The organism is Marinobacterium aestuariivivens, from assembly GCF_042661465.1.
In the GTDB taxonomy this organism is placed as follows: Bacteria; Pseudomonadota; Gammaproteobacteria; order Pseudomonadales; family Balneatricaceae; genus Marinobacterium_A; species Marinobacterium_A aestuariivivens.
Genome location: NZ_JBHSWE010000001.1, coordinates 1,982,559 through 1,997,806 on the forward strand (window position 1 = coordinate 1,982,559; position 15,248 = coordinate 1,997,806).

Annotated in this window: 10 protein-coding genes and 4 pseudogenes; 6 read left to right on the forward strand and 8 right to left on the reverse strand. The window is 63.1% G+C overall.

What is annotated here, in order from left to right; all coding sequences use genetic code 11:
* Position 1: 1 nt before the first annotated feature.
* The gene (locus tag ACFQDL_RS10345; protein ID WP_379908946.1) at positions 2–883 is read left to right on the forward strand and encodes an SDR family oxidoreductase; all 882 of its coding nucleotides are present in this window, start codon (positions 2–4) and stop codon (positions 881–883) included.
* Positions 884–1,019: 136 nt separating this feature from the next.
* Here the strand turns inward: ACFQDL_RS10345 and ACFQDL_RS10350 are convergent, their stop codons facing one another.
* The 7 genes and pseudogenes from ACFQDL_RS10350 to hemB form a co-directional block, all read right to left on the reverse strand.
* Positions 1,020–1,610 (reverse strand): ABC transporter permease, encoded by a 591-nt coding sequence (locus ACFQDL_RS10350; protein WP_379908948.1) that lies wholly within the window; start codon positions 1,608–1,610, stop codon positions 1,020–1,022.
* Positions 1,541–2,494, reverse strand: coding sequence for an ABC transporter permease subunit (locus ACFQDL_RS10355; RefSeq protein WP_379908949.1), 954 nt, complete (start codon positions 2,492–2,494; stop codon positions 1,541–1,543). Before ACFQDL_RS10355 ends, ACFQDL_RS10350 begins: the two co-directional genes overlap by 70 nt.
* A gap of 64 nt (positions 2,495–2,558) precedes the next feature.
* A complete protein-coding gene (locus tag ACFQDL_RS10360) occupies positions 2,559–3,137 on the reverse strand; it encodes a transporter substrate-binding domain-containing protein (protein ID WP_379913003.1) in 579 nt (192 codons plus the stop codon).
* Entirely contained in the window at positions 3,068–3,313 is a 246-nt protein-coding gene (locus ACFQDL_RS10365; protein ID WP_379908951.1) for a transporter substrate-binding domain-containing protein, read from the reverse strand. The genes ACFQDL_RS10360 and ACFQDL_RS10365 overlap by 70 nt, the downstream gene beginning before the upstream one ends.
* A 197-nt stretch (positions 3,314–3,510) precedes the next feature.
* Positions 3,511–4,285: pseudogene (locus tag ACFQDL_RS10370) on the reverse strand (ABC transporter ATP-binding protein).
* 534 nt (positions 4,286–4,819) lie between these two features.
* A complete protein-coding gene (gene ppk1, locus ACFQDL_RS10375) occupies positions 4,820–7,006 on the reverse strand; it encodes a polyphosphate kinase 1 (RefSeq protein WP_379908952.1) in 2,187 nt (728 codons plus the stop codon).
* 208 nt (positions 7,007–7,214) lie between these two features.
* Positions 7,215–8,228 (reverse strand): porphobilinogen synthase, encoded by a 1,014-nt coding sequence (hemB, locus tag ACFQDL_RS10380; RefSeq protein WP_379908953.1) that lies wholly within the window; start codon positions 8,226–8,228, stop codon positions 7,215–7,217.
* A gap of 142 nt (positions 8,229–8,370) precedes the next feature.
* Between hemB and elbB the strand changes: the two are divergent.
* From elbB to ACFQDL_RS10405, 5 genes and pseudogenes are all read left to right on the forward strand, one after another.
* Positions 8,371–9,023, forward strand: a pseudogene (elbB, locus tag ACFQDL_RS10385) (isoprenoid biosynthesis glyoxalase ElbB).
* 116 nt (positions 9,024–9,139) lie between these two features.
* The gene (locus ACFQDL_RS10390; RefSeq protein WP_379908954.1) at positions 9,140–10,021 is read left to right on the forward strand and encodes a phosphate/phosphite/phosphonate ABC transporter substrate-binding protein; all 882 of its coding nucleotides are present in this window, start codon (positions 9,140–9,142) and stop codon (positions 10,019–10,021) included.
* A complete protein-coding gene (locus tag ACFQDL_RS10395; protein WP_379908955.1) occupies positions 10,015–10,680 on the forward strand; it encodes a hypothetical protein in 666 nt (221 codons plus the stop codon). Before ACFQDL_RS10390 ends, ACFQDL_RS10395 begins: the two co-directional genes overlap by 7 nt.
* A 17-nt stretch (positions 10,681–10,697) precedes the next feature.
* A pseudogene (locus ACFQDL_RS10400) lies at positions 10,698–10,757 on the forward strand (hypothetical protein); the annotation flags it as partial.
* Between the two features lie 18 nt (positions 10,758–10,775).
* Positions 10,776–12,140, forward strand: a complete 1,365-nt coding sequence (locus ACFQDL_RS10405) for a putative bifunctional diguanylate cyclase/phosphodiesterase (RefSeq protein ID WP_379908956.1) — start codon at positions 10,776–10,778, stop codon at positions 12,138–12,140.
* 11 nt (positions 12,141–12,151) lie between these two features.
* Here the strand turns inward: ACFQDL_RS10405 and ACFQDL_RS10410 are convergent.
* A pseudogene (locus tag ACFQDL_RS10410) lies at positions 12,152–15,246 on the reverse strand (efflux RND transporter permease subunit).
* Positions 15,247–15,248: the final 2 nt, after the last annotated feature.

Consider the following 15,248-nt stretch of genomic DNA (forward strand, 5'->3'; position numbering starts at 1 on the left):
TATGATGGCGGCCCAAGTCATCGGAGACCAGAGTATGCAGAAGCAGCGGATACTGATCGCGGGCTGCGGCGATGTCGGCAGCGCGCTTGGTCTGGAGCTCATCGCGGCCGGCCATTTCGTCCAGGGCCTGCGCCGTACTATAAACCAGCTGCCGGCAGGCATCCATGGCATTGCCGCAGACCTGACCGACCCGACATCACTGACCGGCCGCCTGCCGGCCTGCGATATCCTCGTGTACTGTGCCGCCGCCAGCCAGCATGACGAGGCCGGCTATCGCGCGGCCTATATCGAGGGCCTGCGGAACCTGCTCGAAGCATTGCCGGCACGGCCACGACATCTGTTCTTCACTTCCAGCAGCGGGGTCTATCACCAGGCCGACGGCGGCCGGGTCGACGAGACGAGTCCGGCGCAGCCGGAACGCTTCAGCGGGAAGGTCATGCTGGAGGCCGAACGGCTGGCGCACGACAGTGGCATGGCGGCGACGGTGGTGCGTTTCAGCGGCATCTACGGCCCGGGGCGCAACCACCTGATCAATCAGGTCAGGAGCGGCGTCGCGGCCCCGGCGTCGCCGGTGCACTACAGCAACCGCATACACCGCGACGATTGCGCCGGCATCCTGGCCCACCTGATCACCATAGCCCTGCGAGGTGAAAGCCTGGAGCCGCTGTATCTGGCCAGCGACGACGAACCGGCGCCACTGCACGAGGTGATGGAATGGCTGGCGGAGCAGCTCGGCATCGAGATCCGCGAACGCAGGCCCATTCGCCGCGGCGGCAGCAAGCGCTGCAGCAACGCCCGCCTCAAGGCCAGCGGTTATCGCTTTCGCTACCCCGATTACCGGGCGGGCTATCAAGAGATTCTCAAGGGTATCCAAGACTTGTAGGGTGGAATGAGCCTGCGAATTCCACCGGGACTATCTGCCACCGGCGAGGCCTGTTTGAGCCTGGTGCCGGAGTAAACTGCAACCACCGGTGGAATTCGTGCCTTCGGCACTCATTGCACCCTACGGTTGCCAATCCCTAGTCCTGCAGCCGCGGATCGACCTCGGCCATTTCGTGCGGGATATGGTGGCGGTAGTGCTGGTAGCGGTTCAGGCGCCGCTCAAGCAGACGGAAGCCACCGATGAAGCAGGCGCTGATCAGCAGATAGATCATGCCGGCAGCGAAGAAGATCTCCAGCGGCGTGTAGGTGCGCGCAATGATCGTCCGCGCCATGCCGGTCAGGTCGAGCAGGGTAATGGTCGAGGCCAGGGAGCTGCCCTTGAGCATCAGGATCAGTTCATTGCCGTAGGCCGGCAGCACGATGCCAAAGGCCCGTGGCAGCACGATGCGGCGCACCTGCAGCGGACGGCTCATGCCCAACGCCTCCGCCGCCTCCAGCTCGCCGCGCGGGATCGCCTGGATGGCACCACGTATCAGCTCGGCGCTGTAGGCGGCGGTGTTCATCGAAAAGGCGATGATGGCGCACCAGTAGGGCTCGCTCAGCACGTTCCAGAAAACCGACTGCTTGACCGCCTCGAACTGGGACGCGCCGTAGTAGATCAGGAAGATCTGCACCAGCAGCGGTGTCCCGCGGAAGAAGAAGATATAGGCGAAGGGCAGCGCCCGCACCCAGGGTTCGGCGATACCCGCAGCAGCGCCAGCGGCACCGCGATCAGGATGCCGATCAGGCCCGAGATGGCCACCAGCTCCAGCGTCAGCAAGGCCCCGTCGAGCAGGCGCGGCAGGTATTGCAGGATAATGCTCCAGTCCCAGCTCATCGGCCTGTCTCCCCCATGGCTCGCGTTCCCGTCATTGCCGCATTCATGCCCTGGCCCCCGGCTGACAGGATTGCTGGCCCGTTCCAGCATCAGGGTGATGCCGGTGGCGACGACCGTCAGGCCAAGGTAGATAAAGGCCGCCGCCATATAGAAGGTAAAAGGCTCCTTGGTATAGCCGGAGGCCACATAGGCCTGGCGCATCAGCTCGTCGAGCCCGACCACCGATATCAGCGCCGTATCCTTGAGCAGCACCTGGAAAAGGTTGCCGAGCCCCGGCAGCGCCAGGCGCCAGACCTGCGGCAGGATAATGCGAAAGAAAGTTTTGCGGCGGGTCATCCCCAGCGCATAGGCCGACTCCCACTGTCCCTTGGGCAGCTCCTGAATCGCGGCGCGAAACACCTCGGTGGCATAGGCACCGAAGGCTATCGACAGCGCCGTAACGCCGGCGACGAACGCGCTGATCTCGATATAGGCCTCATAGCCGAACCAGCCGGCGATCCACATCAGCAGCATCGAGCCGCCAAAATAGATCGTCAGCACCAGCAACAGCTCCGGAATGCCGCGTACCAGGGTGGTATAGAGGGTTCCCAGAAAACGTGCGACGCGCAATCCCGACAGCTTCGCCGCGGCCCCGATCAGACCGAAAACAAGGCCGACGCAGAGGCTGGCCAGCGCCAGCTTCAGGGTTACCCAGGCACCGGAGAGCAGCAGATGACCGAAACCTTGAAGATCCATTAACGGAAGTCCTGTTGCGGAGACCGCACCGGCACCTCCCTGTGCCGAACGCGGGCCGCCGCTATCAGTAGATGGAGAACGGGAAGTACTTGGCGTTGATCTGCTCGTAGGTGCCATTTTCGATAATGGCCTTGATCGCGGCGTTGAACTTCTCTTTCAGCGGATCGCCCTTGCGTACGGCGATGGCGATCTCGTCATCGATGTCGATATCCGAGCCCTTGAACTCATAACCCTGCCCCGCTTCGCTCTGCAGCCAGTCGTAAGCCGGGAACTTGTCGGACAGCAGCGCATCCAGACGGCCTGCCGCCAGGTCGAGATAGGCGTTGTCCTGGGTATCGTAAAGCTTGACGCCAACGACATCGCCGAGATTGTCTTCAAGGTACTGACCGGCGATGGTCGCCCGCTGGGCTCCGACGACCTTGCCTTTCAGGCCCTCTTCGGAGGTGTCAAGCGCCTCGCCCCTGGCCGCGACGAAGGCCAGTACGTTGGAGTAGTAACGGTCGGTGAAATCCACCACCCGCAGGCGCTCATCGGTAATCGACATCGAGGCGACGATGGCATCGTACTTCCGGGTCAGCAGGCCGGGGATGATGCCGTCCCAATCTGGGCCACCAGCTCGCAGTCGGCCTTCATCTGGTCGCAGAGCGCTTTGGCGATATCGACATCGAAGCCCTTCAGCTCGCCGCTCTCGTCGATCATGTTGAAGGGGGCATAGGCACCTTCGGTGGCGATGCGAATGGTTTCAGCCTGGGCGGGCGCCGCAGCCATCAGGCTGCCGGCAACCAGTGACAGGGTGGCGATCAGTTTGCGCATACTCATGGTTCTCGTCTCTCGCTGAGGGTTTTCTTCTTCTTGGCAAAAAATTGCTCATGCCTTCTTGTTGTAGTGAGCGGCACACAGTCCGTCCCTGGACCTGGCAAAAAATTGCTCCTGCATTTTTTGCACACAGTCCCTCCATGGACCTGGCAAAAAATTGCTCCTGCATTTTTTGCACACAGTCCCTCCATGGACCTGGTTCAGGACAGGTGGCTCGACATGAAGTCGCGCACACGTTGGGACTGCGGGTTGCCGAACAGCTGTTCCGGCGGCCCCATCTCCTCGATCTGTCCCTGGTGCAGGAACACGACCTGGCTCGATACGTCGCGCGCGAAGCGCATCTCGTGGGTCACGATCAGCATGGTGCGCCCCTCGTCTGCCAGGGAGCGCATCACCGCCAGCACCTCGTTGACCAGCTCCGGATCGAGGGCGGAGGTCGGCTCGTCGAACAGCAGCACCTGGGGATCCATCGCCAGCGCCCGGGCGATGGCGATCCGCTGCTGCTGCCCCCGAGAGATTGCCGGGGTAGGCCTTCGCCTTGTCGAGCAGCCCGACGCGTTCGAGCAGTTCCTCGGCCCGTGCCACGGCCTGGGCACGCGACTGCCGGAGCACCTGCATCGGCGCCTCGATGATATTTTCGAGAATGGTTTTATGGGGCCAGAGATTGAAGTTCTGGAACACGAAGCCGATACGCGAGCGCATCGACTCAAGCTGTTTGCGGTTTACCGCATCGAGGGCACCATCCTTGCCGGGCTTGAGCGCCAGTTCTTCGCCCGCCACCCGGATCTGGCCGGCGTTGGGCCTTTCAAGCAGGTTGATGCAACGCAGCAGGGTGCTTTTGCCGGAGCCGCTCGAGCCCAGGATGGAGATGACGTCGCCATCCCGCGCCTCGAGGGATATGCCCTTCAGGACTTTGAGCTCACCATAGGATTTGTGAATGTCGACCAGCTCGAGAGCTGTTTGCGCTTGGGACATCTTGTAGATTCCGTTATCGCCCATAGTCGCGGCGGCTGCATGCAGGATCACTGCTTGACCACCCCAGGTGACGCGCAATGCCCGATATAGCCCGCGCCCATAATTCTGTTATCGGGGTCCGGAAAGCTTCAGAACCCCGAGAGGGACGCCATTGTCCTTAAAATTCGGCAAAAGGCAACTTTTGGGCCCGGAAAAGCCCTGCCATTTTGCCGGTATTGAGAGGAAGTGTAGCGGCGGGAAGGCTGAGTGGGAAGCGAAGAGTGTGGAGGGTGGGTAGAGCGATGCACCACAGCCAGTCGAAACGTTTCGCACCTTGCATGGGCATCGCGGCACCCGCCATATCGATCGTATTGCAGATCGATTGGTGTCGGCTGGCAGAGCGGTTGTTGGGTTTCGCTGCTACGCCGCTCCACCCAACCTACGGGAAAGCGCATCGCGAAACCCGCCATATCGATCGTATTGCTGATCGATTGGTGCCGGTTGGCAGAGCGGTTGTTGGGTTTCGCGCCTTCGGCACTCCACCCAACCTGTGGTCTAACTGGCATATTCACTCATCAGCTGCTGCTGGGCGCTGAAAGGCGCTTCGCCTTCGGCCGGCTGGAGCAGGGTGTAACTGCCGTCCGAGGCCAGTTCCCAGCTCTGGGTGTTGTCCTGCAGGTAAAAGTCCAGTTCGCGCTTGATACGCTCGGCATGCTTGCCCGACAGCTGGAAGCCGGTCTCGACACGGTGAAGCATGTTGCGTTCCATCCAGTCGGCGCTGGAACAGAACACCTCCGGCTTGCCGCCGGCATTCTCGAAGTAGTAGACCCGGGTATGCTCGAGGAAGCGGCCGATGATCGACACCACCCGGATATTCTCCGAGATGCCCTCGAGTCCCGGACGCAGCCGGCACATGCCGCGCACCACCAGGTCGATCTGCACACCGGCCTGCGACGCCTCGTAGAGATAGCGGATCATCTTCGGCTCGGTCAGACCGTTGACCTTGACGATGATTCGGGCCGGCTTGCCGGCCTTGGCGTTCTTGGCCTCGCGCTGGATCAGCTCGAGCATCTTGGCATGCAGCGTGAACGGCGCATTGTGGAGCTTTTTCAGCCGCTGAATCTTGCCCATGCCGGTCAGCTGCTGAAACACCTTGTGCACGTCCTCGCCCATCTCCTGGTCGGCGGTGATAAAGCTGTAATCGGTGTACAGGCGCGCGGTGCCGGAGTGGTAGTTGCCGGTCCCCAGGTGGCAGTAGCGCACCAGCTTGCCGCCTTCCTGGCGCACGATCAGTACCGCCTTGGCATGGCACTTGTACCCCACCACGCCGTAGACCACCAGACAGCCGGCCTCCTGCAGCCGGCTGGCCAGATGCAGGTTGCTCTCTTCGTCGAAGCGCGCCCGCAGCTCGATCACCACCGTGACCTCCTTGCCGTTGCGCGCCGCCTCGACCAGGGCGTTGACGATATCGGACTTGACCCCGGTACGGTAGAGCGTCTGCTTGATCGCCACCACCTTGGGGTCCTTGGCGGCCTGGCGCAGCAAATCCACCACCGGCGAAAACGACTGGAAGGGATGCAGCAGCAGCTGGTCGCTGGAGGCAATGCTCTCGAAGATGCTCTTTTCGTCCTTGAGCTTGTTCGGAATGCCCGGCGAGAAGGGCTTCCAGCGCAGATCCGGGCGCTCCACCAGGTCGCGCACCGCCATCAGCCGGGTCAGGTTGACCGGGCCGTCGACGCGGTAGACCTGGCTGTCGTTCAGGGTGAACTCTTCCTGCAGGAAGCGGATGTACTCCTCGGGTGTACGGTTGTCGACCTCGAGCCGCACCGCATCGCCGTACTTGCGCGAATGCAGCTCGCCCTTGAGGGTGCGGGCCAGATCCTCGATCTCCTCGAAGTCGAAGGTCAGGTCGGCATTGCGGGTAATGCGAAACTGGTAGCAGCCTTCGATCGTCATGCCGGGGAAGAGGTCCTCGGCGAATTCGTGGATCATCGACGACAGGAATACCAGGTTGTCGCCACCGTCGCAGAGTTCGTCGGGCAGTCGTATCAGCCGGGGCAGCGAGCGCGGCGCCGGAATGATCGCCAGCCCGGTCTCGCGACCGAAGGCATCCTTGCCGTCGAGCTGCACGATGAAGTTCAGGCTCTTGTTGACCAGACGCGGGAACGGATGCGACGGGTCCAGCCCGATCGGACTGATGACCGGCACCACGTTCTGCTCGAAGTAATCCTTGACCCAGGCACGCTGCGCCTCGCTCCAGTCGGCGCGGCGGATAAAGCGAATGCCCTGGGAGGCCATCTCCGGGAAGATGATCTCGTTGAGGATCTTGTACTGGCGCGCGACATTGAGGTCGCAGATCTCGCGGATACGTTCCAGCACCTTCTGCGGATGCATCGCATCGGGGCCGACGGCCTCGCGGCCGTACTTGAGCTGTCGCAGCTGATCGGCGACGCGGATCTCGAAGAACTCGTCCAGGTTGCTGGAGAAGATCAGCAGAAACATCAGCCGCTCGAGCAGTGGATAGTTCGGATCCAGTGCCTGCTCCAGTACCCGCACGTTGAACTGCAGATGGCTCAGTTCGCGGTTGATATAAAGTTCGGGCGCCTTCAGATCGACCGGCAACTGCTCCACCGGCTCGGTAATGGCCAGGCTCTCGCGCGACTCCAGCAGCGCCTGGGTCGCCTCGGCCTGATCCAGTAGTACCACCTCTTCGCCGGCCGCGTCCGCTATCGGATTATTCATCCCCTGTACTCCTCGCTATCCATTGCTCCGGCCCCGCGAGCAACGGGTTATGACACCGCAGCGAAACCGGCGTCCCAGCCTGTTTCGCTGTCGCCCTGAAAATTGGGCGGGATTTTGCGAAATCCCTTTATTTTCAAGGGCTCGCATTGGCTTCCAGCCAATGGCGATGCATCCTTGCATCGCTCTTGGCCCAGTATTTCATACTGGGCTAAGCTTCGTTCAGCAGCTGCGCTGCCTTCTTGGCAAAATAGGTCAGCACGCCGTCGGCGCCGGCACGCTTGAAGGCCAGCAGCGACTCCAGCATCACGGCGCGCTCGTCCAGCCAGCCATTCTGGAAGGCCGCCATGTGCATCGCGTATTCGCCGCTGACCTGATAGACAAAGGTCGGCACCTGGAACTCGTCCTTCACCCGGCGCACGATATCGAGATAGGGCATACCGGGCTTGACCATCACCATGTCGGCGCCTTCGGCCAGGTCGAGGCCGACTTCGTGCAGCGCCTCGTTGCTGTTGGCCGGATCCATCTGGTAGCCGAACTTGTTGCCCTTGCCCAGATTCGCCGCTGAGCCGACGGCATCCCGAAAAGGCCCGTAGTAAGCGCTCGCATACTTGGCAGAATAGGCCATGATTCGTGTATTGACGTGACCTTCCATTTCAAGCTCTTCCCGGATCGCGGCGATGCGGCCATCCATCATGTCGCTCGGGGCCACCACATCGGCACCGGCGGCGGCATGGGAGAGCGCCTGGCGCACCAGCGTCTCGACGGTACGGTCGTTGATCACATAACCGCGCTCGTCGATAATGCCGTCCTGACCGTGAATGGTGAACGGATCGAGTGCCACATCGGTGATCACGCCCAGGTCCGGACAGGCATCCTTCAGCGCCTTCACCGCACGCTGCGCCAGGCCGTCGGGATTATAGGCCTCCTCGGCGAATTCCGACTTGGCGCCGGCCGGTGTCACCGGGAAAAGCGCCATGGCCGGCACTCCGAGGGACTCCAGCAGGCGCGCTTCCTTCACCAGGCGGTCGATGCTCATGCGCTCGACACCCGGCATCGACGCCACCTGCTCGGTGCGGTTGTCGCCTTCGATGACGAACACCGGATAGATAAGATCGTCCGGGGTGAGGCGGGACTCGCGCATCAGCCGGCGGGAGAAATCGTCGGCGCGCATCCGCCGCAGGCGGGTATCAGGAAAGTAACGCTGGCTGTCGTTAAAGGCCACGGGGCAGGCACCTCTCGTTGGACTGGCAATTGGACGCAAATCTGATGACAGAATAATGACAGCTCCGGCCAGGTGCCGGAACAGGCTGTATCTGGACTATGATAAGCCAGCCTGCGTGAACCAACCAACAGGGAGATTCAGGATGAAAAAAGTCGCAGTCATTCTTTCGGGATGCGGCGTCTACGACGGCTCCGAAATCTACGAATCGGTACTGACGCTGCTGCGCCTCGAACAGCAGGGCGCACAATACCAGTGCATGGCACCGGACATTCCCCAGCTGCATGTGATCGACCACCTCAGTGGCGAGCCGTTGCCGGGGAAAGCCGCAACGTGCTGCAGGAAGCCGCACGCCTGGCCCGCGGCCGGATCATCGATATCAGCACCGCCAGTGCCGACGACTACGATGCCCTGATCGTGCCGGGCGGTTTCGGCGCCGCCAAGAACCTCTCGGATTTTGCCCTCGCGGGCGACCGGTGCAGCGTCAACCCGGATGTCACGCGTTTTGCCCGGGCGATGCACGGGGCCGGCAAGCCGGTCGGTTTTATCTGCATCGCCCCGGCCCTGATTCCGCAGCTGCTGGGCAAGGGTATCCGCTGCACCATCGGAAACGACGAGGGCGTTGCCGGAGCGATCGAGCGCATGGGCGGCGTGCATGAGAACTGCGGTGTCGATGCCATCGTCGAGGACCAGCAGGCCCGGGTCATCACCACCCCGGCCTACATGCTGGCCGGCTCCATCCTCGAGGCCGCTTCCGGCATCAACAAGCTGGTCGACCGGGTTCTGGAGCTGGCCTGAACGCCGGACGGCCCCCTGCCCGCCGGAATTGATCGCAAATCCGGCGGGTCTTTTTTAGCGACAGGTTTCCATTACTTTTGTAGCTTCGGCAGTGCTGCAGTGACATGGAACCGACGTTGCGACTTTTCAAACAGCTTCTCCTGATTATGCTGCTGGTCGCCAGCCCCTTGGGGCAGGCCAAACCCCTCGTGCTTGGCCAGATCAGCGACCGCCCCGGCAAGGATCTGGACGAACTGAGACCGATGGTCGACTATGCTGCGGCCCACCTGACCTCGCTGGGCATCAGCAGCGGCGAGGTTCGACTCTTCGACAGCGCCGAAGCCTTGATCGCCGCAATGCAGGCAGGAGAGGTGGACTGGGTGACAGAGACCCCCTACACCGCCGCGCGACTGGTTCGCGAGGCCGGCGCCCGGCCGCTGCTGCGCAAATGGAAACGGGGCCAGCAGTACTATCAGACCCTGATCTATACCCATGCCGACTCCGCGATTCGGGAAATCGGCGATCTGGCCGGCAAGCGGATCGCGTTCGAGCATCCCGAGTCCTTCAGCAGCTACTTCGTGCCGCGCCTGATACTCGAGCAGGCGGGGTTGCAGCTGACCGCGCTCGAAACCATCGGTCAGGCACCGGATACTGACCGGGTCGGCTACCTGTTCAGCCGCAACGAAAAGAACAATGCCCTCTGGGTGCACAAGTCCCTGGTCAGTGCCGGGGCCCTGAACAACAGTGACTGGGAGAACCCGAAACGAGTGCCCGACGCCCTCCGGCAGGACCTGCGGATTATCTACCGTTCTGTGCAATATCCCCGCGCCATGGAGCTGGTTTCACCCGGTCTTGCCCTCGAGCTGGCCGACGGGCTGCGCAAACTGCTCCTCGGCATGGCGGGCTCCGGCGCCACCGATATTCTGGCCCGTTACGAACACACCACCGGCTTCGCCCCCTTGCAACCGGGCGATCTGCAACTGCTGCATGATATCTATGAGAACAGCCGTTCATGGTAACGCCGCTGCGCCGATCTCTCAGCACCCGCTACGGCGCCACGCTGGCGCTTATCACTTTCGGCACCTGCAGTCTGTTGCTGCTGTTCGCGCTCTATGTGCTGCAAACCGTCTATGAACAGGTCAACCTGACAAGTCAGCAGGCGATCGAGCAGAGCGTTGCCCGGCAGCTGGCACGAGACGCGCTGCTGCTGGGGGAAACGCTCGCCGAAAACCTGGAGCAGCCGCTCTACCACAGCGACTTCAGCGCCATCGAGGAAATCCTGCAGCATCTGAGGGAAAAGGCGGATATCGGTTACATCTATGTCTACGGCTCCGATCGCCACGTCATCCATGACGGCACCGCGGAAATACTCCACTACGGCGCACCGGTCGACCAGATGATCCCGTCCGGGCTCGGCGACGACTTCAGTCCCTCGGCACGGGAACTGGACCGGCTCATGCACGTTGCCTATCCGATCCGCTCCGACAGCACCACCTTCGGCGCCGTGCGCTTCTCGGTGTCCTACAGCGATGCCCAGGCCGATATCGAGTCAATGTCGACACGGCTCAGGCTGTCATTCGAGACCGTGCGACAGCAGGTCATGGCCGGGTTGCTGCTGGCGTTCCTGGCGCTGATGGTGCTGACGCTGCTGCTTTCCTCGGCGCCAGCCGGCGCCTGACCCAGCCACTGCTGGAGCTGGCATCGCGCAGCCGCAACTTCAAGGCCAACGACGACAGTATCCGCTTCAGCCTGCAGCGGGACGATGAAATCGGAGTGCTGGCGGACGCCCTCGAGCAGATGCGCCTGCGCGTGCATCACAGCCACAAGACCATTTCCCGCATGGCCTACCGCGATCCGCTCACGGGATTGGCGAACCGGCATTTGCTGCAACAGGAGCTGGAGCGCCTGATCGACTGGGGCGGCGAAAGGCTGGCAATGCTGTTTATCGACCTGGATCATTTCAAGCGTGTCAACGACAGTGCCGGGCATGCCGTTGGCGACCAGGTATTGAAAACCGTCGCCGCCCGGCTGGAACGCCTGGTGGAAAGCCTGCAGCGGGAAAGCCCGCCGCTGCTGGCGCGCCTCGGCGGCGACGAATTCACCCTGGTGATACCACACCTCGAACATCCGGACAGCGCCGGCACCATTGCCGATCGCATCGCCGGGCTGCTGGCCGAGCCGCTTGCAGTCTGCGGCCAGCAGTTCCAGGTCACGGCCAGCATCGGCATCACCCTCTACCCGGACGACAGCAACAGCCTGATTGACCTGATGCGACATGCCGATATCGCCATGTACGCAGCCAAGCAGGCAGGCAGACACCGTTTCTGCTTCTTCGAACCGACAATGAACCTGCAGGTGCACGAGCATTTGACGGTGCTGCAGGGAATAGACCGGGCGCTGAGCGAAAACCAGCTGTTCCTGGAGTACCAGCCGATATTCGACCTGCAGCACGACCGCCTGACCGGTGCCGAAGCGCTGCTGCGCTGGCGGCACCCGGAGCAGGGGCTGATTCCGCCAGGACGCTTTATCCCCATCGTCGAAGAAACCGACCGTATCGAAGCCCTCACCCTCTGGGTGCTGACACAGGCCTGCCGGGAGTTGCGCGATCGCTTTCTGCCGCAGGCGCCGGACTTCAAGCTCACGTTCAATGTTTCGGGAGTCGCACTGCAGTCGGACAGTCTGCGGGATGGCGTGCTCGAGATCCTGGCGCACGAGGGGGTTCCGGCGGCCAACCTGCGTATCGAGATCACCGAAACAACGATGATGCGCGATGTCGGCAAGAGCAGTGAAACCCTCCGGCACTGGCAGCAGGCCGGGCTGCGGGTGCTGATCGACGACTTCGGCACCGGCTATTCGTCGCTCAGCTACCTGACCAACCTGCCCATCGACGGTCTCAAGATCGATCGCAGCTTTATAGACGACCTGCACCCCGGCGGCCAGTTCCCGGTTGTCGAGGCGATCCTGGCGCTGTCCCGTTCACTGGGCATCGAGACCATTGCCGAGGGCATCGAAACCGATGCTCAGCTGCAGGCGCTGCGCCAGATGCAGGCAAGCCACGGCCAGGGCTACCTGCTCGGACGGCCGATGCCTGCGACGCAGCTGCTGGCACGGCTGGACGAGGCCCGGCGGGATTCGTGACGCGTAACGCGTCACCGACTACCCGCCCGGCGGCGACGCACGGCGCCGGTCATCGAGAGCCGGTACAGCGTCGGGATCACCAGCAGCGTCAGCACCGTCGAAAATGCCAGGCCGCTGACGATGGCGGTTGCGACCGGCCCCCAGACCAGGGACTCGCCGCCGAGCCCGGTCGCCAGCGAAAACAGCCCGGCGATGGTGGTCAGCGAGGTTATCAGGATCGGTATCACCCGTCGGCGGGCGGCATACAGCGTCGCATGCAGCACGCTCATGCCGCTGTCGATGCGGCTGTTGGCGGCCGAGATCAGCACGATGGCCGCATTGACCGCGATGCCGGCCAGCGCCACCACGCCGTACATCGTGAACAGACTGAGCGGATTCTGGCTCAGCAGCAGCCCCAGCACCACCCCGGTAAAGGCCATCGGCACCGTTGCCAGGATCATCACCGGCTGCCAGTAGCTGCCGAACTGGGTGCCCAGTATCAGGTACATCAGTCCGACGCCGAAAATGAACAGCACCGCGATCGCATCGATGCTCTCCTGGATATCGTCCAGCTCGCCGGAAAAGTCGAGATCGACATTGGCGAATCGCCCCTGCAGCTCCTGCTCCCAGTAGTCCTGCAACAGCCGGTTGGCGGCCACCGTATCGAGCTCCCCGTCCTTCGCCAGATCCGCCTCGAGGGTGATGGCGCGGCGAAAGTTGTAGTGACGGATATTGCCGAGCCCGGGCCTGCGTTCTGCTTGCACCAGGGTCGACAGCGGCACCGGCCTCCGTCGGGCGTCGGCAGACGGAAATCGAGCCACTGATCGATCTCCTCGTAACGCTGCGGCCGGGCACGCACCCGCACCTCGAGTTTGTCGCCCTGGTACTGCATATCACCCACGACCTCGCCGTCCACCAGCAGGCTGGCGCTGCGCAACACCTCGGACGGCGACAGTCCCGCACGGGTAATGGCATCGTAATCGGGCGTCAGGTGCAGCGTCATGCGCCCGCCCCCGGCATCGTCGCTGATATCGATGATCGCCTCGATGGTCGCCATCCGCGCCAGCAGCGCATCGGCTGCGGCCCGTATCTCGCCATAATCGTCGCCCCGCACCTTGATGTTGATCGGTTTCGAGACCGGCGGCCCTCCGGCCAGGCGCAGGAAGGAGACGTTGACGGGACCTGCCAGGGTATCGATATCGGGCCGGATCGCCGCGATCAGCTCATCGACGGAGCGGTTGTCGTCACGCCTGGGCTGCAGCCCGACCAGTACCTGGCCGTAGTGCTCGCCGAACTGCGGTGCCGTCTCGGTGAACTGCTGGCCGGCATAGCCGACCACGGCGCGCATGTCCGCCGGTTGCAGGTGGGCGCGCACCCGCTGCTCGGCCTCGCGCACCTTGTCCAGGGTCTGTTCCAGCGGCGTCTGGGGCGGCATCTCGATATTGACGTAGAACAGCCGCAGCGGATCGGAGGCGAAGAAATCCATCTTGATCAGCCCTGAGCCGACCACCCCCAGCGAACCGGCAAAGAGCGCCACCATCAGCGATAGCGTCAATACCGGGCGGCGCAGCGCCCTGATCAGTACCCGGATATAGAAGATCTGCACCCGACGGGTCGTGCGGATGCGCCAGCGCTGCATGCGCCCGGGGTGACTCAGGTCGATACGCGCCACCGTGATATGGGCCGGCAGCATCCAGAACGCCTCGATCAGCGAGATCGCCAGCGCGATGGTCACCACCATCGGAATCACCCGCATGAAATCGCCGAGAATGCCGGGCAGCAGCATCAGTGGCAGGAACGCCGCCATCGTCGTCAGCACGGCACTGGTCACCGGCGGACCGACCTCGCGCAGCGACGCCACCGCGGCGTCGAGCACCGGCTCGCCCTGCTGCAGCCGCTGGTAGATCGACTCGACCACGACCACCGCATCGTCCACCAGCATGCCAAGCACGATCACCACGCCGAGCAGCACCGTGACATTGAGGGTCTCGCCGATGCCCCAGAGCACCCAGAAGGTGCCGGCCAGCACGAACGGAATGCCGATGGCGGTCAGCAGCGCAATGCGTGTGCCCAGGAACAGCCAGGCGACCAGCAGCACCAGCAGCAGGCCGATGAGGGCGTTGTTCTGCATCAGGCCGATGGCATTGCGGGTGGGAATGGTCTGGTCGTCGACCATCACCAGCTCGACGCCGGTCTGAACGCTCAGCTCATTGCGCTCGTCCATATAGGCCTGGACCCGCTCGACCAGTTCCAGGGTATTGGTTTCACCCTGCTTCATCACCGCCATCACGACCGCGGGCCGACCGTCGATGACGGCGTCCTGACTGGCCTTTTCCCGTGCCCGCACCACCTCGGCAACCCGCTCCAGCGCGATCTCGCTGCCATCGAGGCCCACCAGCGGAATCTGCTTCACACGGTCGGGGGCGGCGTCCCTTCCGGCCAGGCGCACCAGCCAGCGGGTGCCGCCGACATCGACGGTGCCGGCTGAAATATCGCGGAACCAGAGCGCCACGCTGTCGGCGAGCCGCGTCGGCGACAGCTGCAGTGCCTGTAACGCGGCGGCATCGAAGTTCACTTGCAGCTCGGGATCGTCGAGGCCGATCGGATCGACCCGGTCGACGCCGGCCAGGCTCTCCAGGTCGCGCTCGATGCTGCGCGCCTGCAGGCGCAGGTTCTCGTCGTCGGCCTCGGCGGTCACCGCCAGGGTGACGCTGGGAAAGGCATTGGCAGTGGTCAGCTCGAGGATCACCGGATCGACCGCCGCGGCCGGCAGTTCATCCTCGACGTTCTGGATTTCCCGACGCAGGTCGTTGACCCGCTTGTCGAAGGTGCGCGCATCGATATCCTCGAAGCGCACCAGCAGGCTGGAAACGCCTTCGCGGCTGTTGGACGACGCGAACTTTATATCGGATAACCCCTCGATCGCTTCCTCGAGGGGGTCGGTGACCCGGCGCTCGACATCCTCGGCCGAGGCGCCCGGCAGCACCGTGGTGACGACGATCCAGTTGAAGTTGATGGTCGGGTCCTGCTGCCGCGGCAACAGGTTGTAGGCCAGGGCGCCGACGACGAGTACCAGCACGAACAGCAAGTTGGCCAGCACATGGTGGCCGATCAGGCGCCTGAGCATTC

Bases quoted from the DNA above. Each gene is read 5' to 3' on its own strand.
- ACFQDL_RS10345 (WP_379908946.1), top strand. From the start codon at position 2: ATGATGGCGGCCCAAGTCATCGGAGACCAGAGTATGCAGAAGCAGCGG.
- ACFQDL_RS10355 (WP_379908949.1), bottom strand. From the start codon at position 2,494: ATGGATCTTCAAGGTTTCGGTCATCTGCTGCTCTCCGGTGCCTGGGTA.
- ACFQDL_RS10365 (WP_379908951.1), bottom strand. From the start codon at position 3,313: ATGAGTATGCGCAAACTGATCGCCACCCTGTCACTGGTTGCCGGCAGC.
- ppk1 (WP_379908952.1), bottom strand. From the start codon at position 7,006: ATGAATAATCCGATAGCGGACGCGGCCGGCGAAGAGGTGGTACTACTG.
- ACFQDL_RS10395 (WP_379908955.1), top strand. From the start codon at position 10,015: ATGGTAACGCCGCTGCGCCGATCTCTCAGCACCCGCTACGGCGCCACG.